The following is a 23,001-nucleotide window of genomic DNA, read 5'->3' as shown; positions in this document are numbered from 1 at the left end:
GAGCGTGAAACAGGGGGCCGGAAGGCTTTCGGCCAACCGGCGTACGGGCGACGTTGCCTCGGAAGCCGCGGAGGAGGGAACTTCACCTTTAGGAGGCCAGCGTGCCTGAAGCACCCACGATCGATTCCGGCAACACCGTCTGGTTGCTGGTCTCGACCGCGCTCGTGCTGCTCATGACGCCCGGACTGGCACTGTTCTACGGTGGCCTTAACCGGTCCAAGGGCGTGCTCAACATGATGATGATGAGCTTCTCCGCCATCGGGCTCATCTCGGTCCTGTGGTGGTTCTACGGCTTCAGCGTCGCCTTCGGGTCCGACGTGAACGGATTCTGGGGCAACCCGGGCGACTACCTCGGCACCAAGACCTTCCTGGCCGAGACCGACCTGTGGGGCGCGACCGCCGAGAACCCCAGCGGCATCGGGGTACCGCTCTACGTGTTCATGGCGTTCCAGATGGTCTTCGCGGTGATCACCGTCGCGCTGATCAGCGGCGCCGTCTCCGACCGGGCCAAGTTCGCCGGCTGGCTGCTCTTCGCCTTCGGCTGGGCCACCCTGGTCTACTTCCCGGTCGCCCACTGGGTCTGGGGCGGCGGCATCATCGGTGCCGACCTGCACGCGCTCGACTTCGCCGGTGGTACGGCGGTGCACATCAACGCCGGTGCCGCGGCACTCGCCCTGGTACTGGTGCTCGGCAAGCGGCTCGGCTGGCCCCGCGAGGGCATGAAGCCGCACAACATCCCGCTGGTGGCGCTCGGCGCCGGCCTGCTCTGGTTCGGCTGGTTCGGGTTCAACGCCGGTTCCGAACTGACCGTCGACTCGGTGGCCGGGCTCGCGTTCCTGAACACCCAGCTCGCCACCGCCGCCGCGGTGCTCGCCTGGCTCGCCGTCGAGTGGATCAAGAGTGGTAAGCCGACCATGGTCGGTGCCTCCTCCGGTGCCATCGCCGGTCTGGTCGCCATCACCCCGGCCTGTGGTTTCATCGCCCCCTGGGCGTCGGTGCTGCTCGGCCTGGTGGCCGGCGCGGTCTGCGCCCTGGCGGTCAGCCTGAAGTACAAGCTCGGCTACGACGACTCGCTCGACGTGGTCGGCGTGCACTTCGTCGGCGGCTGGATCGGCTCGCTCTGGCTCGGCCTGTTCGCCACCAACTCGGTCAACGGCGCGATCAGCGACGTGATCGGCGCCTCCGACGGCCTCTTCTACGGTGGCGGGCTGACCCAGCTCGGCCGGCAGGCCCTGGCCGGCCTGATCGTCACCGCCTGGTCCTTCGGGGTGGCCTGGGTGCTCGCCTTCGTGATCGAGAAGACCATCGGGTTCCGGGTCAAGCCGGAGGCCGAGGTCGAGGGCATCGATCTCGCCGAACACGCCGAGTCGGCGTACGACCTCTCCCCGGCCGGTGGCGGCAGCGGTGGTGCCTTCGCCATGGCCGGTATCTCCCCGACCGGCAGCGCCGTCGGCCCGGGCAAGCCGGCCGCGGAGCCTACCGGGCAGGTCAGCGAAAAGGTCGCCGGTTAACGTTCTGCGAGATGGAGGGGTTGGACATGAAGCTGGTGACCGCAGTCATCAAGCCGTACCAGCTGGACGCGGTGAAGGAGGCCCTGCACGCCCTCGGCGTGGCCGGCCTGACCGTCAGCGAGGTCCAGGGCTACGGCCGGCAGAAGGGGCACACCGAGGTCTACCGGGGTGCCGAGTACACGGTCGAGTTCCTGCCGAAGATCCGGGTGGAGGTGCTCACCGACGAGATCGACGTCGACAAGGTGGTCGACGCGATCGTCGGGGCGGCCCGGACGGGCAAGATCGGTGACGGCAAGGTCTGGGTGACGGCGGTGGAGGACGTGGTCCGGGTACGCACCGGCGAACGTGGCCTCGACGCCCTCTGAGCCACCGTCACCGCCATGACCCCGTTGATCAAGGGAACTCCGTCGGGACACACTCCCCCTGACGAGGACCCCCTGATCAACGGGGTCAGCGCCGTTTCCGGAGCCGGCGGGATCGACCGGACCGGTGTCGGCGCCGCCGCCCGGGAGAGCCGGGCCGCGGCACTGGACACCTGGCTGACCGGGCTGCTGCCGGCCGGCGTCGACCGGATCGCGCTGGTCGCCGTCGGCGGACTCGGCCGCCGGCAGTGCGCCCCGTACGGCGACCTCGACCTGATCCTGCTGCACGACGGGGTACCGGGCGTCGACGAACTGGCCGCCGCGCTCTGGTACCCGATCTGGGACGCCCGGCTCGGGCTGGACCACTCGGTGCGGACCGTACCGGAGGCGCTCGACGTGGCCGGCGAGGACGTGAAGGTGGCCCTCGGGCTGCTCGACGCCCGGCACGTCGCCGGTGACCCGGAACTCACCCGGCAACTCGCCACCGCCGCCGCCGAACAGTGGCGGCGCACCGCCGTCCGCCGGCTCCCCGGGCTGCGGGAGATCACCACCGCGCGCTGGGCCGCCCACGGCGAGCTGGCTTTCCTCCTCGAAGGCGACCTCAAGGAATCCGCCGGTGGGCTGCGTGACCTGGGCATTCTGCGGGGCATCGCCGCCGCCGGGATCACCGACGCGCTCCGCCCGGCGGTCCGCGCCGCCCACCTGCGCCTGCTCGACACCCGGGACGCGCTGCACGCCGCCGTCGGGCGGCGGGTGGACCGGCTGGTCGCCCAGGAACGCGCCGGGGTCGGCACCCGGCTCGGCCTGGACGACCCCGACCTGCTGCTGCGCCGGGTCGCGCAGGACGCCCGGACGGTCAGCCACGCGCTGGACGACGCCTGGCGGGCCGCCGACCGGTTGCGCGGCAACTCCGGCCGCCCGTCCTCGGGCCGGTCGTTCCCCGCCGACGGGCGGGCCCGTACCGCCGACGGCCGACCGGTCCGCCGACCGGTCGCCCGGGACGTCGTCGAGCAGGACGGCGAACTGGTGCTGGCCCGTACCGCGATCGGCGCCCGACCCGACCCGAGCCTGTCCCTGCGGGTGGTCGCCGCGTCCGCCACCACGAGGCTGCCGATCTCCCGGGCCACCTGCGAATGGCTCGCCGCCTACTGCCCGGCGCTGCCGGTGCCCTGGCCGGTGGAGGCCCGCAGCGCCCTGGTCACCCTGCTCGGCGCCGGCACCGGCCTGATCGCCGCCTGGGAGACCGCCGACCGGTACGGCCTGGTCGACGCCTGGTTCCCGGAGTGGCCCCGGATGCGCAGCCTGCCGCAGCACAACGCGGTGCACCGCTACACGCTGGACCGGCACCTCGTGCAGACCGCCGCCGAGGCCGGCCGGTACGCCCGCGAGGTGGACCGCCCCGACCTGCTGCTGCTCGGCGCCCTGCTGCACGACGTCGGCAAGGGCCTGCCGGGTGCGGACCCTGATGTCCCCGCCGACCACAGCACGGTCGGCGCCCCGATCGCCGGGGCGGTCGCCGCCCGGATGGGGCTGCCGGACGCCGAGGTGGCGATGATCGAGCGGCTGGTCCGGCTGCATCTGCTGCTGCCCGACGTGGCCACCCGGCGCGACCTCGGTGACCCGGTGACCATCTCCCGGGTGGCCGAGGCGGTCGGTGACCCGGCCACCCTGGACCTGTTGCACGGCCTGGTCCGGGCCGACGCCAAAGCCACCGGTCCGGCCGCCTGGTCGGACTGGAAAGGCCGGTTGATCGCCGAACTGGTCCGCCGGGTGCACACCGCCCTGGACACCGGCGTGCTGCCCGACCCACCGGTACCCGACCCGGCGCTGGTCGCCGGACCACTGCCGGCCGTACACCTGACCGAGGGGATCGTCACGGTGGCCGCAGCCGACCGGCGCGGACTGCTCGCCACGGTGGCCGGCTGCCTGGCGCTGCACCGGCTGGACGTGGTCGCCGCAGACGCCGCCACCATCGACGACCGGGCCCTGGTCGAGTTCCGGGTGCAGCCCCGCTACGGCCTGGCCGCCGACCCGGTCGCGCTCGCCGCCGACCTGCGCCGGGCGGTGACCGGTGACGTCTCGGTGACCCAGCGGCTGCGCGGACGGGCGCTGGCCGCCCGCTCCGACGACGCCGACCCGAAGGTGGTCTGGCACCGGGACGCGGCCACCGACGCGGTGGTGCTGGAGTTGCGGGCGGCCGACGCGGCCGGACTGCTCTACCGGGTCTGCGCGGCGCTGGACGAGGCCGGTGCGCAGGTCCGCGCCGCCCGGATCGCCACGCTCGGCAGCGCCGTGGTGGACGCGTTCTACCTGGTCGGTGGCTGGCCGGACGACGCCGAACGGGCCCGGCTGGAGCAGGCCGTCCTCGCTGCGGTGTAAGGAAGGGCCCCCGCTTAACGCATTTGGTAGAGGAAGGGCCCCTTGTTAACACCCGCGCCCCGGCTACCGTACCGCAGTGATCATCTGGCTGAACGGGGCGTTTGGCGCTGGCAAGACCACGATCGCGGGTGAGTTGTGCCGTCGGCTGCCCGGCGCCCGGCGGTTCGACCCCGAGCAGGTTGGCGCCGTGCTGCGCCGTGCTGCGCCGGGTACGGCCGGTACCGACCGGGGACTACCAGGACCTGCCGTCCTGGCGGCGTTGGACGGTACGCCTGGCGTGGCTGGCGGCCCGGGGCGGCCGGTCGGTGGTCGTACCGATGACGGTGTTGCGGCCCGACCACCGTGCCGCGCTCCTCGGCGGCCTGCGGGACCGGGGCCTCGCGGTGCGGCAGGTGGTGCTCCGGGTGCCGGCGCCGGTGCTGCGCGACCGGATCGACGCGGACCGGGTGGAGGCGGCGGCGCGCGACTGGCGGCATGCCCACCTGGACCGGGCGCTGGGCCTGACCCAGCCTGTTCTCAAGCGCCGATCATGAAGTTGTTGTGGCGACACGCCGACGCGAAGGGCGACAACTTCATGATCAACGAAACCGGGTGCGGGAGTGTGGCGGCCGGCCTGCCGGTGGCCGGAGGCGGCGACGGAGGCGGGCGGCTACCCTAGCGGTGGCCGGACGTGGCATGCCGGTTGCATCGTGACCGCCGAAACCTGACAAACGGGATGTTCGCGTGTTTGACACCTTGAGTGACCGCCTTTCCGGCATCTTCACCAAGCTCCGTGGCAAGGGCCGGCTGACCGACGCCGACATCGACGCCACCGCGCGCGAGATTCGCCTGGCGCTGCTGGAGGCTGATGTCGCCCTGCCGGTGGTCAAGGGCTTCATCACCAACGTCAAGGAGCGGGCGCGTGGGGTCGAGGTCTCCCAGGCGCTGAACCCGGCCCAGCAGATCGTCAAGATCGTCAACGAGGAGCTGATCGCGGTCCTCGGCGGCGAGGGTCGTCGGCTTCAGTTCGCCAAGCAACCGCCCACCGTGATCATGCTCGCCGGCCTTCAGGGTTCCGGTAAGACCACCCTGGCCGGCAAGCTGGCCCGCTGGCTCAAAGCCCAGGGCCACCAGCCGCTGCTGGTCGCCGCCGACCTCCAGCGCCCCAACGCCGTCGGGCAGCTCCAGGTGCTTGGTGGCCGGGCCGGGGTCGAGGTGTACGCCCCGGAGCCCGGCAACGGCGTCGGCGACCCCGTGCAGGTGGCCCGCGCGTCGATCGAGCACGCCCGCCGGGCGGCCCGGGACATCGTCGTCGTCGACACCGCCGGACGACTCGGTATCGACGCCGAGATGATGCAGCAGGCCGCCGACATCCGGGACGCGGTCCAGCCGGACGAGGTCATCTTCGTCATCGACGCGATGGTCGGTCAGGACGCGGTCCGTACCGCCGAGGCGTTCCGGGACGGCGTCGGGATCACCGGTGTGGTCCTCTCCAAGCTCGACGGCGACGCCCGGGGTGGTGCCGCCCTCTCCGTCCGGCAGGTCACCGGCCAGCCGATCCTCTTCGCCTCCACCGGCGAGAAGCTGGAGGACTTCGACGTCTTCCACCCCGACCGGATGGCCAGCCGGATCCTCGGCATGGGCGACGTCCTCACTCTGATCGAGCAGGCCGAGGCGGCCTTCGACGCCGATCAGAAGGAGAAGATGACCGCCAAGCTGATGGGCGGCGAGCAGTTCACCCTGGAGGACTTCCTCGACCAGCTGATCGCGGTCCGGCGGATGGGCCCGATCGCGAACGTGCTGGCCATGATGCCCGGCATGGGGCAGATGAAGGACCAGCTTGCCGAGCTGGACGACAAGCACTTCGACCGGGTCACCGCGATCATCCGGTCGATGACCCCGGGCGAGCGCACCAACCCGAAGATCATCAACGGTTCCCGCCGGGCCCGGATCGCCGCCGGCTCCGGGGTCACCGTCATGGACGTCAACCAGCTGCTCAACCGCTTCACCGACGCGCAGAAGATGATGAAGCAGATGGGCGGCATGATGGGCCTGCCCGGTGCCGGCCGGCGCAAGGCGACCAAGTCGCCGAAGAACAAGCGCAAGGGCACCAAGGGCGGCGGTCGGCCCCGTACGGGCGCCCCGGCCGGAGGGCTGCCGGGCGGCTTCCCCGGTGGCATGCCGCAGCTGCCGCCGGGCATGGACCCGAACGCGCTGGCCGGTGGGCAGGGGCTGCCCCCGGGCTTCAAGCTGCCCAAGCTGGACTTCAACAAGCTGACCCGCCGGGACGACGACAAGAAGTAGCGCCGGCAGGTAGTAGCGCCGGCAGGTAGTAGCGCCGGCAGGTAGTAGCGCCGGCAGGTAGTAGCGCCGACGTGGGGCCCGGCCTGAGCGGCCGGGCCCCACTACGCACTGCGGGTCAGGTCAGGACACCAGGTCCGGCCGGTTGGTCACCCGTACCGCGTTGATGATCGGCCTGCCGAAGCCCTTGTGCGTCACGAACCGCACGTTGAGCTGACCGTCGACGACCTGGACGGTGTACGTCTTGGTCAGCGCGGCGAAGCTGCCCACCTCGTTGGCGACGTCCAGCGACGGCAGCACCTCCTGCCCCTCGATCAGTACGTCGAAGAGCCGCTTGTTCGGGGCCTGCGACCGTACCTCGGCGAAGTCCAGCTCGACGGTGTAGTAACCGTCGGCCAGCCCGTCGACCCGGTACTCGTACATTCCCTCGCGCTGGTCGGCGAAGCGGGCCGGGTCGTTGGTACCGGTGATCGTGGTGCTGGTCGACTGCCGGCTGGAGGTACCCAGCCAACCGGCCCCACCGGCGGTCCACGCCTGGTCCGGCGACCAGGTCTGCCCCTCGACGTCGGCCCGACCGGCGGTCGCGCCGGCGTCGATGGCCAGGGTGTAGCTCGGCACCACCAGGGTGACCGGGACGGTGATCACCGGACGCCGGCCGCTGTTCGAGGCGATCTGGAGCTTGGCCTGGTGGAAGGTGCCGGCGGTGAGCCCGGTGCTGGTGACCGCCACGCCGACGCTGTGCCGGCCGCCGGTGGCCAGCGTGCCGGCCGCCCCGGTCAGGGTCAGCCAGCCGATGTCCTGCGGCTGCCCGGCGGCGTTCAGTTCGGTGACCGTGAAGTCGGCACCGAGCGCGCCGGTGTTGCTCAGCCCGATTTCCCGGGACCGGGTCTGATCGGCCGGGGCGATCACCGAGAGGCTGCTGACCGGGGTGCTGACCCGGGCGGTGCGCAGCGCTGCGGCGCGGACGTCCGCGCCGCCGGCCGTCAGGGTGACCGTGGCCGAGGCCGGCTCGTAGTGCTCCTTGGCCATGCCGAGCGCGACCGCGCCGGCCGGGGCCTGCACGAGGTACGCCCCCTCGGCGTCGGTGGTCTCGGTGACGGTGGCGTCGCCGATCTGGGCGGTCACCGTGGCACCGACCACCGGCTGCCCGTCGTTGGCGTCGGTGAGCACACCGGCGAGCACGCCGGTCCGGGTGGACCGGAACGCGAGTGCCGTGCCGTCGGCGATCGCCGAGCTGTTGTACGAGTACTCGAACCCGACGCTGCCGTTGACGTTCTCCAGGCCGATGGAGGCGCCGGTACCGGTCTCCGCACCGGTGCCGTCGATGTCGGCGTACCGGTAGGTGATCGCGCCGTCCTCACTGATCGCCGCGCTGAAGGTGATCCGCTGCGACCGGTCGGCGAAGATCGCGACGTTCCGCCATTCCACCGTGAAGGTGCGGTGCGGCTTCACGCCGGTGACCGTGGTGTAGATGCCCGAGTCGGCCTCGACGTACAGGTCGTCCCAGAACGGGTACAGCGCCAGGTTGGGGGTACCGGTGGCCGGCAACACGGTGTTGGCCCGGCTGGTCGAGGCGGTGCCGAAGCCGAGCACACCGTTGGTGCTGATCCAGGCGTCCCGGTACGACTTGCCGTAGAGCGGTACCCGGAACGGCAGGGTGACCGGGGTGGTCCGGTCGTCGCCGGTCAGGGCCACCAGTTCGGTTCCGGCGGTGAAGGAGCCACCGGCCGCGCCGCAGGCGTAGCCGAAGCCGTCCACCCGGTCCGGCAGGGTGACGTCCAGGACGGTGTCGGCGCTCACCGTGGCCGCCCGGCTGACCGCGTCGGCACACCGGTAGGCGTGCTCGAAGCGGATGTCGTACCCGCCCTGCGGCACGGTCACGCTGTAGTGGCCCGCCGCGTCGGCGATCGTGCTGAGCGGGGTGCCGAGCACGGTCACCTTCGCGCCCCCGGCCGGTCCGGCCGAGGTGCTCACCGTGCCGCTGAGGACGGCCGAGGGGGCCTGCTCGACGGTGATGTCGACGTCGACGGTCTGGTTCTCGGCGATGGTGGCCGAGCCGGTGGCGGTGCGGTAGCCGAACTTGCTCACCGAGATGGTGTAGTCGCCGACCATCAGCCGGTCGAAGGCGTACGAGCCGTCGGCGGCGGTGGTGGCGGTACGGCTCATCGGGCCGGTGACGGTGACGGCGGCACCGGCGAGCGGGGCGCCGCCCGAGGTGACCTGACCGCCGAGGGCACCGAGCGCACCCCGGGGGGTGGCGTTGACGGCGGCGTACGCGTCCAGCCGGCCCTCACCGAAGACGTTGTTGTCGTCCACGGTGCCGCCGCAGGTGAGCGCGTCCACGTCGATCGCGGTGTCGTCCAGGATCGCCTTGGTCGCGGCGATGTCACCCTGGATGGCGGGGGAGGCCGACCACATCAGCGCCACCACGGCGGCGGTGTGCGGGGAGGCCATCGAGGTGCCGCTGAACGAGCCGTACCCGGTCCGGGTGGAGGAGCGCACGTTTGCGCCCGGGGCGGCGATGTTCGGCTTGATGTCGCCGTTCTCGCCGGTACCCCGGCTGGAGAAGCTGGCGATGGCGTTGTTGATGTCGAACGCGCCGGAGCTGTAGCTGATGGTGTACGAGCCGGGGCTGCCCGAGGTGTTGCAGTTCGGCCCGCTGTTGCCGTTGGAGAACGCCGGGAAGATGCCGGCGGCCACCCAGGACGAGACGATCTCGGTGTACCACGGGTCGTAGGTGCTGGAGCCCCAGGAGTTGTTCACGATGTCCGGGGCGAGGTCCGGGCGCGGGTTGGCGCCGGTCAGGTCGGTGGGGGCGACCATCCACTGGCCGGAGGCCATCAGCGAGGTCCGGGAGCAGGAGCTGGACTCGCAGCCCTTGGCGGCGATCCAGGTCGCGTTCGGGGCCACCCCGATGACGTTGGCGCCGTCCAGGCCGACCATGGTGCCCATGGTGTGGGTACCGTGGTCGTTGTTGTCACAGGGGGCGGCGGAGCCGCAGGCTCCCGAGGGGTCGTACCAGCTGTAGTTGTGGTCGTAGCTGCCGTCCGCCTTCCGGCCCCGGTAGCTGGCGTTGACCGCCGGGTGCTGGAAGTTGACACCGGTGTCGATGTTGGCGATGACGATGCCCTCGCCCCGGACGCCGAGGTCGTTCCAGACCCGGGGGGCGCTGATCCGGTCGATGTTCCACTCGATGCCGTCGAGAGCTGGGACGACGTCGCCGGGGAGCGGCTCGGGGATGTCGACCGGGTCGTCGGCGAGGATCTCGGAGACCTCGGCGCGGACTGCGATCTCACCGAGCAGGTCGGCGTCACCGGTCACCTTGATGGTGTTGGCCAGCCAGAACGGGGTGAACTCGGCCCCGCGCTTGTTCAGCAGGGCGCGTAGCCCGGCCTGGCTGCGGTTGGCGTGCTCGGTCTTGGCACGGTAGACGTGGGCGGCCTTGTCGGCCTTGCGGTGGAGTTTCTTCGCGCCGGCCAGGTCGGCCTTGCTGTCGAGGAAGACCCAGAAGCTGGTCTTGCCGTCCCGGGCGAGCCGGTCGGTGACCTTCCGGTCCGTCTTGTTGGCCACGGCCTTCGCCTCGGTCTGTTCAGGGCTGGCCGCTGCGGCGGGGTTACCGCCGATACCGATCGGCAGGGCGATACCGACCGCCAGGCCGGCTACTGCCATACGCCATCGCTTTGGTGACACTAACTCGACACTCCTTTGTGGTGAGGCGAGGCTACGAAAGTCCGAGGCGTACTCGGACGATCGGAGAATCGTGCCGCCTGAAGGTTCCCTGCATCAAGACCTATGGAAATAAATAAATTTGTCAATCGCCTTTCCTGGCTGTCCCCGGGATTAGGGGTTCGTCGGCGGGTCGTCGGGGTGGCCGGCGACAATGACCCCCACGCACCGACCGGGTGAGACGACGGAGGACCGATGGCCTGGCACGTTCGCGGAGCAGTCCTGCCCGACGACGAGGTACGCGACATCTACCTGGTCGGGGACCGGGTCACCTTCGAGCCGGTGCCCGGCGCGGAGACGATCGCCGACCGGGGCTTCGTCCTACCCGGCCTGGTCGACGCGCACTGCCACATCGGGATCGCCCCGGGCGGCGCCCCGGTCCGCTCGCTCGACGAGGCCCGGGGGCTGGCCGCCGCCGACCGGGACGCCGGGGTGCTGGCCATCCGGGATGCCGGTTCGCCCTTCCCATACCCGGAACTGGACGACGACCCGGACGTGCCGCGACTGGTCCGCGCGGGCCGGCACGTCGCTCCGCCGAGACGTTATCTGCGGGATATCGGCGTGGAGGTGGCGGCGCCCGACGTGACGGCGGCGGTCACCGCGCAGGCCCGGGCCGGCAGCGGCTGGGTGAAACTGGTCGGCGACTGGATCGACCGGGGCGCCGGGGACCTGGCGCCGGCCTGGGACCCGGCGACCATGGCAGCCGCCGTCGAGGCCGCGCACGCCGCCGGGGTACGCGCCGCGGTGCACACCTTCTCCGAGTCGGCCGTGGAGATCATGGTGCGGGCCGGCGTCGACTCGGTCGAGCACGGTACCGGGCTCAGTCTCGACCTGATCGACGAGATGGCCCGGCGGGGCACCGCCCTGGTCCCCACCATGATCAACATTGCCACCTTCGGCGACATCGCCGACCGGGCCCGGGAGCGGTTCCCGGGGTACGCCAAGCACATGCTCGCCCTACGGGACGGTTTCCCCGACGTGGTCCGGGCGGCGTACGAGGCGGGGGTGCCGGTCTACGTCGGCACGGACGCCGGCGGTGGCATCAACCACGGGCTGGCCGCCGAGGAGATGCTGCTGCTGCACGAGCGGGCCGGGATGTCCCCGGTGGACGTTCTCGCCGCCGCCTCCTGGCAGGGTCGGCAGTGGCTGGGCTTCGCCGGTCTGGTCGAGGGCGGCCCGGCCGACCTGGTGGTCTACGACAGCGACCCGCGCGCCGACCTGCGGGTGGTCCGGGCGCCCAGCCGGATCGTGCTGCGCGGCCGGATCGTCCGCTGATCCACCCCGCCCCTGGCCTCACGGGTTGATCATGAAGTTGTTGCCGCGACACGCCGGGCGGCGAAACAACCACTTCATGATCAACCCCGGTCGGGGGCGGGGACGGTGGCGGAGGCGAAGAGCTGCCCGGCCAGCTCGGCGAGGAGCCGGGCGGTCTGCTCGATCGGCGCCACCGGCAGCACGATGTGACTGACCACCAACCGGACCACCGCGTCCGCCGCGAAGGCGGCCCGGATCGGATCGGTCGGCGGAAGGCGCTCGGCCGCCCAGGCGAGCAGCGCACCGGTCGCCTCGGTCAGCACCAGCTCGGACCGGGTGGTCAGGTACGGCAGCAGCGCGTCCGAACCACCCCGGGCGCTGGTCAGGATCGCCTTGATCAGCGGGTTGCCGGCCGCCTCGGTCAGGGTGTGCGCGATCGCCGCGTACGCCGCGCCCGGCACGTCGCCGCCGTGCGCCCGCAGGGTCTCCCGGACCGCGGTGACGAACCGGTCGACCTCGCGTTGCGCCAGCGCCTCGGCCAACCCGGACTTGCTGCCGAACTCGTTGTAGACCGTCTGCCGGCTGACCCCGGCCAGGCGCGCCACGGCACCCATCCGGACGCTGTCCCAGCCGATGGCGACCGTCTGCTCCCGGGCCGCGTCGACGATTCCGTCCCGCAGCCGCTGCCGCCCGGTCTGCCGCAACTCGCTCATCGTGCCTGCCGTAACTCGCTCATCGTGCCTGCCGTAACTCACTCATAGTGGTAAAAGTCTACGGTGGCCGGCGGCCCGGAGCCGGACACCGAGACACCCGACCGGACGGTGGCACCGGCCGGACGCGCGGGGCTGCCGGCCGGGACGCGCGGGGCCACCGGTGCGGGTATGCCGGTCCGCGCGCGGGGACCCGCCAGGTGGCGAATAGGATGTGCGGTCATGGCACGCGTGCTCACTCCCCGTGCGGAGGATTTTCCCCGCTGGTACCAGGACCTGATCGCCAAGGCGCAGCTCGCCGACAACGGCCCGGTGCGGGGGACCATGGTCATCCGACCGGCCGGCTACGCCATCTGGGAACGGATGCAGGCCGAGATGGACGCCCGGATCAAGGCGGCCGGCGCGGAGAACGCGTACTTCCCGCTCTTCATCCCGGAGAGCTACCTCAAGCGTGAGGCCGAGCACGTCGAGGGCTTCTCCCCGGAGCTGGCCGTGGTCACCCACGGTGGTGGCAAGCAGCTCGCCGAGCCGGTCGTGGTCCGGCCGACCAGCGAGACGGTCATCGGCGAGTTCATGGCCAAGTGGGTCGACTCCTACCGCGACCTGCCGCTGCTGCTCAACCAGTGGGCCAACGTGGTCCGCTGGGAACTGCGCCCCCGGATCTTCCTGCGGACCAGCGAGTTCCTCTGGCAGGAGGGACACACCGCGCACGCCACCGCCGCCGACGCGCGGGCCTACGCCCGGCGCATCCTGCACGAGGTGTACGAGGACTTCATGGTCGGGGTGCTCGGCATCCCGGTCGTGGTCGGGCTCAAGACCGCCCGCGAGCGGTTCGCCGGGGCCACCGCCACCTACACCTGCGAAGGCATGATGGGCGACGGCAAGGCGCTCCAGATGGGTACCAGCCACGAGCTGGGGCAGAACTTCGCCAAGGCGTTCGACATCACCTACACCTCGGCCGAGCGCACCATGGAACACGCCTGGACCACCTCCTGGGGCACCTCGACCCGGATGCTCGGCGGGCTGATCATGAGCCACGGTGACGACAACGGGCTGCGGGTTCCGCCCCGGATCGCGCCCATCCAGGCGCACGTGATGGTGGTCAAGGCCGGCGACGGCGTGGGCGAGGCGGCGGCCAAGCTGCGCGACGCGCTGCGGGACGCCGGGGTGCGGGTGGGCTTCGACGACCGGACCGACACCCCGTTCGGCCGCCGGGCCGTCGACGCCGAGCTCAAGGGCTACCCGGTACGCGTCGAGGTCGGCCCGCGGGACCTGGCCGCCGGCCACGCGGTGCTGGTCCGGCGGACCGACGGCTCCAAGACCCCGGTGCCGGTGACCGACGTGGTGGGCGCGGTGCTCGCCGCGCTGGAAGCCGACCAGCAGGCCCTGCACGACGAGGCGCTGCACCTCCGGCAGTCCCGGACCACCGAGGTGACCACGCTGGCCGACGCGATCGCCGCCGCTGCCACCGGCTGGGCCCGGGTGCCCTGGTCGGCGGTCGGTGCGCAGGGCGAGGCCGAGGCGAACGGTCAGGGCGTGACGGTCCGCTGCCTGCTGCGCGCGGACGGTTCCGTGCCGGACAGCGAGGACGAGCCAGAACTGGTCGCCATCCTCGCCCGCTCGTACTGATAGGAAGGGCCCCTTCCTATCGTTTTCGGTATAGGAAGGGGCCCCTGTTAACGCGGGGGTGACGGTGCGCTTCGAACCTGGCCGGCTGATTCTGTACCGCAACGTCCGGCGGGGCCGGATCGGCTGGGCCCGCCCGGCCCGGGTGGTCAGCGACGATGACCGGGGCCTGCTGCTCTGGCTCGCCCGGCACACGCCGGTGGTGGACGAGGTGGCCGACGACGGCCGGGGCATGCGGATGATGCCGTTCGCCGAGTGGGTCACCCGGTCATACCGGTTGCGGGTGGTCCCCTGGCACGGCGCCGACCTGCTGATGTTCCTGCCGGCCGGCGCCGCGCACTCGGTCTGGTGGTTCCGCGACCCGGCCACCGGGCGCTTCGCCAACTGGTACGTCAACCTGGAGGAGCCGGGCGTCCGCTGGGACGACGGTGCGGTGGCCGGGGTCGACGTGGTCGACCAGGACCTGGACGTGGTGGCCCGCCCGGACCGGAGCTGGGCCTGGAAGGACGAGGACGAGTTCGTCGAGCGCCTCGCCTTCCCCGACCACTACTGGGTGCCCGACCCGACGGCGGTGCGGGCCGAGGGCGAGCGGGTGGTCAAGCTGATCGAGGCCGGCGACTTCCCGTTCGACGGCACCTGGTGCGACTTCCGACCCGACCCGTCCTGGACGCCGCCCACGGTGCTGCCGGAGGGCTGGGACCGGCCCCCGGTCCGCTGAGCCGCACACCGCTCCGCCGGGTGTGTGCACCGGACCGGCGAGTGCGTGCCTCCGGTCCGCCGGGTGTGTGCACCGGTCCGGCGGGTACGTGCCTCCGGTCCGCTGCGGCAGGTGACCGAGGTCACCGTACGGTCCGCCGGGCGGTACCGGCCGGTCCGGTGCGCGACGTCCGGGTCGCGTCTGGCAGAATGGGTCGCTGGTATCCGACACGTGACCGGCGCCCTCTAACCCGGGCACGTCGTCAGTCCACCGAGCAGTCTCCGGCGCAAACCCCACTGCGCTGGTCGGCGCTCACCCGCCCACCGCCCGTCCGGGCCGGTGAGAATCGCAACAGGAGCGAACACACTGTGGCCGTAAAGATCCGGCTCCTGCGGATGGGTAAGATCCGCAACCCGCAGTACCGCATCGTCATCGCCGACTCGCGCACCAAGCGTGACGGTCGGGCGATCGAGTTCGTCGGGGTCTACCAGCCGAAGGAAGACCCTTCGGTGATCCAGGTCAAGTCGGACCGGGTCCAGTACTGGCTGTCCGTCGGCGCACAGCCGAGCGAGGCGGTCCAGCGCCTGCTGGAGAAGACCGGTGACTGGCAGAAGTTCAAGGGCCTGCCCGCCCCCGAGCCGCTGAAGGTCGCGCCGGAGCGCGCCGACCGCAAGGCGGCGTACGAGGCCGAGGCGAAGGCCGCCGCCGGCGTGGCGGACACCCCGGCCAGGCCGGCCAAGAAGGCCGCCAAGGTTGAGGAGCCGGCCAAGGCCGAGGCTCCCGCCGAGCAGGCTGCTGCCGACTCCGGTGAGCAGGCCTGACATGGCACTCCGGCCAGCGCTGGAGCACCTGGTCAAGGGCATCGTCGACCACCCGGATGACGTCCGGGTCCGGCTGGTCGACTCCCGTCGGGGCAAGCGACTCGAGGTGCGGGTGCACCCCGAGGACCTGGGCACGGTGATCGGGCGGTCCGGGCGGACCGCCAAGGCGCTGCGCCAGGTGGTCGGCTCCATCGGCGGGCGCGGGATCCGCGTCGACATCGTCGACTCGTACTGATGCTCCTGATCGTCGGCAGGATCGGTAAGCCGCACGGTATCCGCGGTGAGGTCACCGTGGAGGTGCGGACCGATGAGCCCGAAGCGCGGTTCGCCCCCGGTTCAGTGCTGCGCACCGAGCCGGGGGCGAGGCCCTCACCCGCCTCCGGCGGGCAACCCGTTTCCGGTGAGCTGTTCCAGGTACCAGCCGAGCTGACCGTCGAGTCGATCCGCTGGCACCAGGGCCGGTTGCTGGTGGTCTTCGAGGACATCCTGGACCGCGATGTCGCCGAGGCGCTGCGCAACACCCTGCTCTGGGTGGACAGCGCGGACGTGGCGCCCCCGGAGGACCCGGAGGAGTTCCACGACCACCAGCTCGTCGGCCTCGCGGTGGTGACCCCGAGCGGGGAGCGGCTGGGCGAGGTGGCCCGGATCGATCATGCGCCGGCGTCGGATCTGCTGGTGCTGCGCCGCCCCGAGGGGCGGACCGCGCTGATCCCGTTCGTCAAGGCGATCGTCCCCGAGGTGGATCTCGCCAATGGTCGGGTCGTGGTCGACCCGCCCGGCGGCCTGCTCGACCTGTGAAACGCACCGCCGGCCCGGTCGTCCGGGCGGCGGTACGGCCGCCCGGGTCGATGCCCGACTGTCATCCGGCGAAGCGGGTCCATCGGTCCGCTGGAGCGCGATTCGTCAGGAGGATGGCATGCGCGTCGACATCGTCTCGATCTTCCCGGAGTACTTCGCCCCGCTCGACCTCTCCCTGATCGGGAAGGCCCGGGCCGGCGGCCTGCTCAACCTCACCGTGCACGACCTGCGGACCTGGACGTACGACGTGCACCGCACGGTCGACGACACCCCGTACGGCGGCGGCCCCGGAATGGTGATGCGCCCGGAGCCGTGGGGCGAGGCGCTCGACGCGTTGGCGCCCCCGACGCCCGGTGACCGGCGTCCGCCCCGGCTGCTGGTGCCGACCCCGACCGGGGTCCGGTTCTCCCAGGCGCTGGCCCACGAGTTGGCCGCCGAGCCGCACCTGATCTTTGCCTGCGGCCGGTACGAGGGCATCGACCAGCGGGTCCTCGACCACGCCGCGACCCGGATGCCGGTCACCGAGGTCTCCCTCGGCGACTACGTGCTCTTCGGTGGCGAGGTGGCGGTCCTGGTCATCATGGAGGCGGTCACCCGGCTGCTGCCCGGCGTGCTCGGTAACGCCGGCTCGCTGGACGAGGAGTCGCACGCCCACGGACTGCTGGAGGCCCCGGTCTACACCAAGCCGCCCGTCTGGCGGGGGCACGAGGTGCCGGCGGTGCTCCGCTCCGGTGACCACGGACGGATCGCCCGCTGGCGACGGGACGAGTCGCTGCGCCGTACCGCCGCCCGCCGGCCTGACATGATCGCCGCCCTGTCGCCGGACAGCCTGGACAAACGGGATGTGGCTGCCCTCGGGGAGGCCGGGTTCCCGGTGCCGTCGGCCGATATGGCAAAGTAGAGGGGTTGCCGCACTCCCTCGCGCCGCGAGTGGGTGCGAGGATCCCCGACCGGGATCGGTAGATCACCACCCGGGGATCAGAATCACCCATCCGCGTGCCGACCACCGGTACGCCGTGACCTCACGAGGTTGAACGATGAACATCCTGGACGTTCTTGACGCCCAGTCCAAGCGGGTCGACATCCCCACCTTCCGCGCCGGTGACACCGTCAAGGTGCACGCGCGGGTGGTCGAGGGCAACCGGTCCCGTGTGCAGATCTTCCAGGGCGTCGTCATCCGCCGTCAGGGTGACGGTCTGCGGGAGACCTTCTCGGTCCGGAAGGTCAGCTTCGGTGTGGGTGTCGAGCGGACCTACCCGCTGAACAGCCCGGCCATCGACCGGATCGAGGTCGTCACCCGTGGTGACGTCCGTCGGGCCAAGCTCTACTACCTGCGTGAGCTGCGCGGCAAGAAGGCCAAGATCAAGGAGAAGCGCGAGAAGCAGCCGAGCTAGACGACCCGACTACCGCTCGTGGGGCCACACCGGTCCCCGGGCGGTAGTGTCGTATTCCGGGACCGGGGGAGCGGCTTGGTGCATTCGGTGGATGAGGAGGGTGACGTCGATCCATGGCGTCGCCGGACCCGGCGCACCCGTCGCCAGATGCCGCTCTGGCAGGAGCTGCCGCTGCTGCTGATCGTCGCCTTCTGCCTCGCGATCCTGATCCGTACCTTCCTGCTCCAGGCGTTCTTCATCCCGTCCGGGTCCATGGAGGACACCCTCCTGATCGGTGACCGGGTCCTGGTCAACAAGGTCGTCTACGACGTACGCGACCCGGTGCGCGGTGAGGTCGTCGTGTTCCGGGGGACCGACGGTTGGGCACCGCAGCTCGACGAGGAACCGGACCAGTCATTCCTCGCCAAGCTCGGCCGGACCGTCGGCGACCTGGTCGGGGTGAGCCGCCCCGGTGAGAAGGACTTCATCAAGCGGGTCGTCGGGGTACCCGGTGACCGGGTGGCCTGCTGCGACGACCAGGGGCGGGTCACCGTCAACGGCACCCCACTGAACGAGACGTACGTGCTGCGCGACTCGCCGTTGGAGATCCCGCCGAACGGCCGGGAGTGCCGGTCCCGCCGGTTCGAGGAGGTGGTCGTACCACCGGGGCAGCTCTTCGTGATGGGCGATCACCGGCTCGTCTCACAGGACGCCCGGTGCCAGGGGCCGGTACCGATCGACAACGTCATCGGCCGGGCCTTCGTGATCGTGTGGCCGTCCGCCCGGTGGGCGTCGCTGCCCGTACCGGAAACCTTCGCCACCGTCCCCACGCCGGTCGCCGCGCCGGCGCCCGGTGTGTCCCCGCTCCGATCCGACCCTTCGGGAGGTATCGCCGTGGTTGTCCCGGTAACGGTGGCCCTGGGCGCTCTCGCGCGTTCCGGGCGGACGCACGTGCTCCGGCGACGTAGGCTCCACTCGTGATTGACGAGCAGACCGACAAACCCCGCAGTTCATTCTGGCGGGAACTGCCGATCCTCATCGGGGTGGCGATCCTGGTGGCGTGGCTGGTCCGCGCCTTCGTGCTGCAGACCTTCTACATTCCGTCCCCGTCGATGGAGCACACCCTCAACATCTGGGACCGGGTGCTCGTCAACAAGCTGGTCTACGACTTCCGGGAACCGGAACGCGGCGAGATCGTCGTCTTCAAGGCGCCGATCGAGTGGAGTCACAACCCCGAGGGGGAGGACTTCATCAAGCGGGTGATCGGGGTCCCCGGCGACCACGTGGTCTGCTGCGACCAGGAGGGCCGGATCGTGATCAACGGGCAGCCGCTGGACGAGCCGTACCTCTTCTCCGAGAACGGCCAGCGTGACCAGCCGGCCAAGGAGGCGTTCGACATCACCGTGCCGCCGGGGCGGCTCTGGGTGATGGGTGACCACCGCTCGGCGTCCGGCGACTCGCTGGAGCATTGGCGCTCCTCGGAGCAGGACATCAACGAGGCGACCATCCCGGTCGACGACGTGGTGGGCCGGGCGTTCACCATCTTCTGGCCGGTCGGCCGGGCCACCGTGCTCTCCGTACCCGAGCAGTTCGACAAGATTCCCGAACCGCAGCGGTGACCGGCGCCCATCGTGACCACCGGCTCGGCGTGGGCTGCCCGGCCGGCGTCTCCTAGTCTGGACCGGTGACGGTCCACACCCCTCGACGTGCGGCACGGGTCCTGCTCGTCGACGCTGCGGGGCGGGTGCTGCTCTTCGCCGGATCCGACCCGGCCCGTCCCGACCACCGGTACTGGTTCACCCCGGGCGGGGGCCTGGATCCGGGTGAGGACTCCGCCGTCGGGGCGGCCCGGGAACTGGCCGAGGAGACCGGCCTGCGGGTTGCTGCCGGCGACCTGGGCGAGCCGGTCTGGCGGGAGGTCACCGAGTTCTCCTTCGGCGGCGTGCACTACCGCCAGGAGCAGGAGTTCTTCCTGCTCCGGGTGACGGGCTGGGTGGTGGACACCGCCGGGTTCGACGCGGTGGAGCAGGCCAGCATCCATGGTCACCGCTGGTGGCCGATCGACGAGTTGTCATCGACGTCCGACCGCTACTACCCGGCGGAACTGCCGGAGCTGCTGCACCGGGTGTCGGGAGAGGAGAGCCCGTGCTGACACCGCCACGCACCATCGTGCGTCGTGAAGGTGGGCTCTACGCGTTGGAACGGGCCCTGCAACGGCGGGGCTTCCGGCACGTGGCCGGCGCCGACGAGGCGGGCCGGGGCGCGTGCGCGGGTCCACTGGTCGCCGCTGCCGCGATCCTGCCCGAGGGGCGGCGCGGGGAGGTAGCCGAGCTGGTCGACTCGAAGCTGCTCACCCCGGCTGCCCGCGAGCGGGTCTACCAGGCGGTGTGCGAGCGTGCCCTGGCGTACGCGGTGGTGGTGGTACCGGCGGTGGAGGTCGACGCCCGGGGGCTGCACGTGTCGAACCTGGCCGCGATGCGTCGGGCACTGGCCTCCCTGGCCACCCGTCCCGAGTACGTGCTCACCGACGGGTTCGGCGTCGACGGGCTGGACGTCCCCGGGCTCGCGGTGTGGAAGGGCGACCAGGTGGCCGCGTGCGTGGCGGCGGCGAGTGTGCTGGCCAAGGTCACCCGGGACCGGCTGATGGTCGAACTGGACGGACGGTTCCCGGGTTACGGGTTCGCCGAGCACAAGGGGTACATCACCGCCGACCACACCTCGGCGTTGCGGGAGCACGGCCCGTGCCCGGAGCACCGGTTCTCGTACGCCAACGTGGCGGCGGTCTCCGGCCGGGAGGGGCGGCCACCCCGGGCCCGACGCCCGGTGGGGATCGGTGGACGTGAGCCGATTCAGCGGGTAGAGCCGGTAGGGGGTACCGTCGGCGTGGCGTTGGGCGAGCAGGCTCGACCGCCGGCGCTGGTGGGGGAAGATGTGGGCATGGAAGGCGGAGTGCGATGAGCGCGGAAGACCTCGAAAAGTACGAGACCGAGATGGAGCTCCAGCTCTACCGGGAGTACCGCGACATTGTCCGTCAATTCTCCTACGTGGTGGAGACCGAGCGCCGGTTCTACCTGGCCAACCAGGTGGACCTGCACGTGCGTAACTCGGACGGCGAGGTCTACTTCGAGGTGGAGATGCACGACGCCTGGGTGTGGGACATGTACCGCCCCGCCCGCTTCGTGAAGAATGTGCGGGTAATGACGTTCAAGGACGTCAACGTGGAAGAGTTGGAGAAGCCCGATATCTCGCTACCGGCAGATTCCGGCTTCGGTAGCTGATTCCCCAGCCGGCGCGGAGCGGCCCGTTCCCGCGACCGGCCGCGCCCTCGGTCCACCGTTCCCCCACAGGTGGCTCCGGTCGCTGAAGCGCGCTGGTCTGTTGCTCTGCTGGTCTGTCGCTCTGCCGGTTTGCCGGTCTGCCCCGAAGGGCTCCGGGTTCTGCCCTGAACGTCCCGCTGGATCCATAACAGATCAACTCTCTTACCGGGCATTTTCCACAGGCGCCCGGTTTTCCACAGCCGGTCCCTCCCGTGGTTGTCCGGGGAAGGCCCGACCAGCGACGCTCCGGCGCATGTGGAGCCTCCCCGCCCGTCGGGCACCCGTCTACGCGCCGCTGCTGCTCACCGTGTCGACCCTGCTGTCCACCCTGCCTCCGCCCGCCATCGCCGCCGCACCGGACCACGTGGCGGCCCTACCGGCGGCCCGCGCCGCCGCGTTCCGTTGGCCGGTGGACGGCGTACCCCGACCCGTCCGTCGGTTCGCGCCCCCACCCCGACCGTGGTTGCCCGGCCATCGGGGGGTGGACCTCGCGGCGCCACCGGGAGCGGTCGTCCGTGCCGCCGGAGCCGGGACGGTGCTCTTCGCCGGCCCGGTCGCCGGCCGACCCGTGCTGAGCATCTCGCACCAGGCGGGGCTGCGGACCACGTACGAGCCGGTGCAACCCCTGGTGTCCGCCGGTGTCCCGGTCACCGCAGGCCAGCCGATCGGGATGCTGCTATCCGGGCACCCCGGCTGTCCGACAGCCGCCTGCCTGCACTGGGGGCTGCGGCGGGGCGCGGAGTATCTCGATCCCCTGGGTCTGCTCGGGCTCGGTCGGGTCCGCCTGCTGCCGGTTGACGGGCCGCCGGTCAACCCGTCGTCGATGGGGGCCTGGTCAGCCCGTCCGGTCAGCCCGCTGCGGCCAGCAGCGCGGGCAGCCGGCCAGCGAGCCGGTCGTACTCGTCGGCGGAGTTGTAGACCTGCCCACAGAGCCGCAGCCAGCCCCGGCCCTGCCAGCCGGCCACCGACACCTCGGCCGCGAGCCGGTCGGAGATCAGGCGTTGCAGGGCGGTGGCTGCGTCGGCCGTGGTCGCCACACCCGATGGCAGGGGGATGAGCCGCATCGACACCCCCGGCCCGCCGGGCTTGGGCAGGTCGGCGGGTGCCAGGCCGAGCGCCTCGGCCACCACCCACTGACCGTACGCGGCCAGCGCGGAGTTGTGCGCGCGTACCCGCTCCAGGCCGAGGGTGCGCAGGGTGTGCAGACCGACCGGAGCGGCCAGCCACCCCGTGTAGTCCTGGGTGGCCTGCCACTCGACCCGTAGCGGGAAGCCACGCTCCTGCTGCCAGGACACGATCAGCGGCTCGATCCGGTCCCGCCACGCCGGGCCGACCGCCAGTACGGCGGTGCCCCGTGGCGTGTACGCCCATTTGTGCAGGTTGCCGACCCAGAAGTCGGCGCCGATCGCGTCCACCGGGGTGGCCAGCATGCCGGGTGCGTGGGCGGCGTCGACCAGTACCGGCACGCCGTGCTCCCGGGCGACGGCGACGATGGCGGCGGTCGGGAAGAGCCGGGCGGTGGGGGAGCTGAGCTGGTCGACGATGAGCAGCCGGGTCCGGCCCGGCCGAAGCCCGGCGCGGATGATCCCGACGATCTCCTCGTCGGTGGCCCGCAACGGCACGGCCAGGGTCCGGGCGGTCGCCCCGGTGAGCCGGCACTCCCGCTGCACCGCCAACCCGACCGCGCCGTACCCGTGGTCGGTGGTGAGCACCTCGTCGCCGGGGCGCAGGCCGAGCGAGCGGAGCACGATCGCCGCACCACCGGTGGCGTTCGGGACCAGCGCGGTGCCCTCCGGGTCGGCGCCGAGGAAAGTGGCCAGGTGCCGTCGGGTGTGCGCGATCCGCTCGGCCAGATCGGCCCGGAAGAACCGCATCGGGTTGGCCTCGACCTCGTCGCGGAACCGCTGCTGGGCCCGCTGCACCACGATCGGCATCGCGCCGTACGCCCCGTGGTTGAGATGACTGACCGCCGGGTCGAGCGAGAAGAGCAGCCGGGCGCCGGGGATCGGGTCGGGTGGACGCGGCGCGGAGGCGGTCACCGGCCGATCGTATCGGCCCGCTGGTCCCCGTGCCGGAGCAGCAGTCCGTTGTCCGGCCCGACCAGCAGGCCACCGGGCGTGCGGAGCGCGACGCCCCGCCGGTCGGTA

The 23,001-nt window shown here is 71.6% G+C and carries 21 protein-coding genes and 1 pseudogene; 19 read left to right on the top strand and 3 right to left on the bottom strand.

Going from position 1 to position 23,001, the window contains the following annotated elements; genetic code table 11:
- Window positions 1-101: 101 nt before the first annotated feature.
- The 5 genes from V6U90_RS27315 (at window position 102) to ffh (ending at window position 6,535) form a co-directional block, all read left to right on the top strand.
- The gene (locus tag V6U90_RS27315) at window positions 102-1,511 is read left to right on the top strand and encodes an ammonium transporter (protein WP_334442568.1); all 1,410 of its coding nucleotides are present in this window, start codon (window positions 102-104) and stop codon (window positions 1,509-1,511) included.
- Window positions 1,512-1,537: 26 nt separating this feature from the next.
- On the top strand, window positions 1,538-1,876 hold the full coding sequence (locus tag V6U90_RS27310; protein WP_334442594.1) for a P-II family nitrogen regulator: 339 nt from the start codon (window positions 1,538-1,540) through the stop codon (window positions 1,874-1,876).
- Window positions 1,877-1,891: 15 nt separating this feature from the next.
- Window positions 1,892-4,252 carry a [protein-PII] uridylyltransferase gene (locus V6U90_RS27305; RefSeq protein ID WP_334442566.1) on the top strand — a complete coding sequence of 787 codons (2,361 nt, stop codon included), beginning with the start codon at window positions 1,892-1,894 and terminating at the stop codon, window positions 4,250-4,252.
- Between the two features lie 128 nt (window positions 4,253-4,380).
- Complete coding sequence (locus V6U90_RS27300) at window positions 4,381-4,785, top strand: AAA family ATPase (RefSeq protein ID WP_334442563.1); 405 nt, start codon at window positions 4,381-4,383, stop codon at window positions 4,783-4,785.
- 190 nt (window positions 4,786-4,975) lie between these two features.
- Window positions 4,976-6,535 carry a signal recognition particle protein gene (ffh, locus tag V6U90_RS27295; RefSeq protein ID WP_334442560.1) on the top strand — a complete coding sequence of 520 codons (1,560 nt, stop codon included), beginning with the start codon at window positions 4,976-4,978 and terminating at the stop codon, window positions 6,533-6,535.
- A 120-nt stretch (window positions 6,536-6,655) separates the two neighbouring features.
- Here ffh and V6U90_RS27290 read toward each other — a convergent pair whose 3' ends face one another.
- On the bottom strand, window positions 6,656-10,201 hold the full coding sequence (locus V6U90_RS27290; protein ID WP_334442558.1) for a S8 family serine peptidase: 3,546 nt from the start codon (window positions 10,199-10,201) through the stop codon (window positions 6,656-6,658).
- 252 nt (window positions 10,202-10,453) lie between these two features.
- Between V6U90_RS27290 and V6U90_RS27285 the strand changes: the two genes are divergently transcribed.
- Window positions 10,454-11,533, top strand: a complete 1,080-nt coding sequence (locus V6U90_RS27285) for an amidohydrolase family protein (RefSeq protein ID WP_334442556.1) — start codon at window positions 10,454-10,456, stop codon at window positions 11,531-11,533.
- A gap of 80 nt (window positions 11,534-11,613) precedes the next feature.
- Here V6U90_RS27285 and V6U90_RS27280 read toward each other — a convergent pair whose 3' ends face one another.
- Window positions 11,614-12,225 (bottom strand): TetR family transcriptional regulator, encoded by a 612-nt coding sequence (locus tag V6U90_RS27280; RefSeq protein ID WP_334442553.1) that lies wholly within the window; start codon window positions 12,223-12,225, stop codon window positions 11,614-11,616.
- Between the two features lie 219 nt (window positions 12,226-12,444).
- Here V6U90_RS27280 and proS point away from each other — a divergent pair, with 219 nt between their 5' ends.
- The 13 genes and pseudogenes from proS to V6U90_RS27215 form a co-directional block, all read left to right on the top strand.
- Complete coding sequence (gene proS, locus V6U90_RS27275; RefSeq protein WP_334442550.1) at window positions 12,445-13,851, top strand: proline--tRNA ligase; 1,407 nt, start codon at window positions 12,445-12,447, stop codon at window positions 13,849-13,851.
- Between the two features lie 64 nt (window positions 13,852-13,915).
- A complete protein-coding gene (locus V6U90_RS27270; protein WP_334442547.1) occupies window positions 13,916-14,566 on the top strand; it encodes a DUF402 domain-containing protein in 651 nt (216 codons plus the stop codon).
- A gap of 347 nt (window positions 14,567-14,913) precedes the next feature.
- Window positions 14,914-15,366 carry a 30S ribosomal protein S16 gene (rpsP, locus tag V6U90_RS27265; protein ID WP_334442544.1) on the top strand — a complete coding sequence of 151 codons (453 nt, stop codon included), beginning with the start codon at window positions 14,914-14,916 and terminating at the stop codon, window positions 15,364-15,366.
- Window positions 15,341-15,601 (top strand): RNA-binding protein, encoded by a 261-nt coding sequence (locus tag V6U90_RS27260; protein WP_208813175.1) that lies wholly within the window; start codon window positions 15,341-15,343, stop codon window positions 15,599-15,601. Before rpsP ends, V6U90_RS27260 begins: the two co-directional genes overlap by 26 nt.
- Window positions 15,601-16,164, top strand: a complete 564-nt coding sequence (gene rimM / locus V6U90_RS27255; protein ID WP_334442541.1) for a ribosome maturation factor RimM — start codon at window positions 15,601-15,603, stop codon at window positions 16,162-16,164. The genes V6U90_RS27260 and rimM overlap by 1 nt, the downstream gene beginning before the upstream one ends.
- Before the next feature lie 118 nt (window positions 16,165-16,282).
- Window positions 16,283-17,065 carry a tRNA (guanosine(37)-N1)-methyltransferase TrmD gene (gene trmD, locus V6U90_RS27250; protein WP_334442538.1) on the top strand — a complete coding sequence of 261 codons (783 nt, stop codon included), beginning with the start codon at window positions 16,283-16,285 and terminating at the stop codon, window positions 17,063-17,065.
- 136 nt (window positions 17,066-17,201) lie between these two features.
- A complete protein-coding gene (rplS, locus tag V6U90_RS27245) occupies window positions 17,202-17,558 on the top strand; it encodes a 50S ribosomal protein L19 (RefSeq protein WP_334442534.1) in 357 nt (118 codons plus the stop codon).
- A gap of 75 nt (window positions 17,559-17,633) precedes the next feature.
- Window positions 17,634-18,518 (top strand): signal peptidase I, encoded by an 885-nt coding sequence (lepB, locus tag V6U90_RS27240; protein WP_334442531.1) that lies wholly within the window; start codon window positions 17,634-17,636, stop codon window positions 18,516-18,518.
- Window positions 18,515-19,156: a signal peptidase I gene (lepB, locus tag V6U90_RS27235; protein WP_334442528.1), complete on the top strand. Its 642-nt coding sequence runs from the start codon at window positions 18,515-18,517 to the stop codon at window positions 19,154-19,156. The genes lepB (V6U90_RS27240) and lepB (V6U90_RS27235) overlap by 4 nt, the downstream gene beginning before the upstream one ends.
- A gap of 65 nt (window positions 19,157-19,221) precedes the next feature.
- Window positions 19,222-19,689 (top strand): NUDIX hydrolase, encoded by a 468-nt coding sequence (locus V6U90_RS27230; RefSeq protein ID WP_334442525.1) that lies wholly within the window; start codon window positions 19,222-19,224, stop codon window positions 19,687-19,689.
- Window positions 19,683-20,495 (top strand): ribonuclease HII, encoded by an 813-nt coding sequence (locus tag V6U90_RS27225; RefSeq protein ID WP_334442522.1) that lies wholly within the window; start codon window positions 19,683-19,685, stop codon window positions 20,493-20,495. Before V6U90_RS27230 ends, V6U90_RS27225 begins: the two co-directional genes overlap by 7 nt.
- The gene (locus V6U90_RS27220; protein WP_011905215.1) at window positions 20,492-20,815 is read left to right on the top strand and encodes a DUF2469 domain-containing protein; all 324 of its coding nucleotides are present in this window, start codon (window positions 20,492-20,494) and stop codon (window positions 20,813-20,815) included. The genes V6U90_RS27225 and V6U90_RS27220 overlap by 4 nt, the downstream gene beginning before the upstream one ends.
- Window positions 20,816-21,107: 292 nt before the next feature.
- Window positions 21,108-21,548 (top strand): annotated as a pseudogene (locus V6U90_RS27215) (murein hydrolase activator EnvC family protein); the annotation flags it as partial.
- A gap of 154 nt (window positions 21,549-21,702) precedes the next feature.
- Here the strand turns inward: V6U90_RS27215 and V6U90_RS27210 are convergent.
- Complete coding sequence (locus tag V6U90_RS27210) at window positions 21,703-22,893, bottom strand: aminotransferase class V-fold PLP-dependent enzyme (RefSeq protein WP_334442470.1); 1,191 nt, start codon at window positions 22,891-22,893, stop codon at window positions 21,703-21,705.
- Between the last annotated feature and the right edge of the window lie 108 nt (window positions 22,894-23,001).

Origin of the sequence: Micromonospora sp. CPCC 206060 (assembly GCF_036906895.1) — a bacterium.
Classification (GTDB): Bacteria; Actinomycetota; Actinomycetes; order Mycobacteriales; family Micromonosporaceae; genus Micromonospora.
Note: the sequence above shows the minus strand (reverse complement) of the source record. Positions and strands in the feature narration are given on the sequence as shown.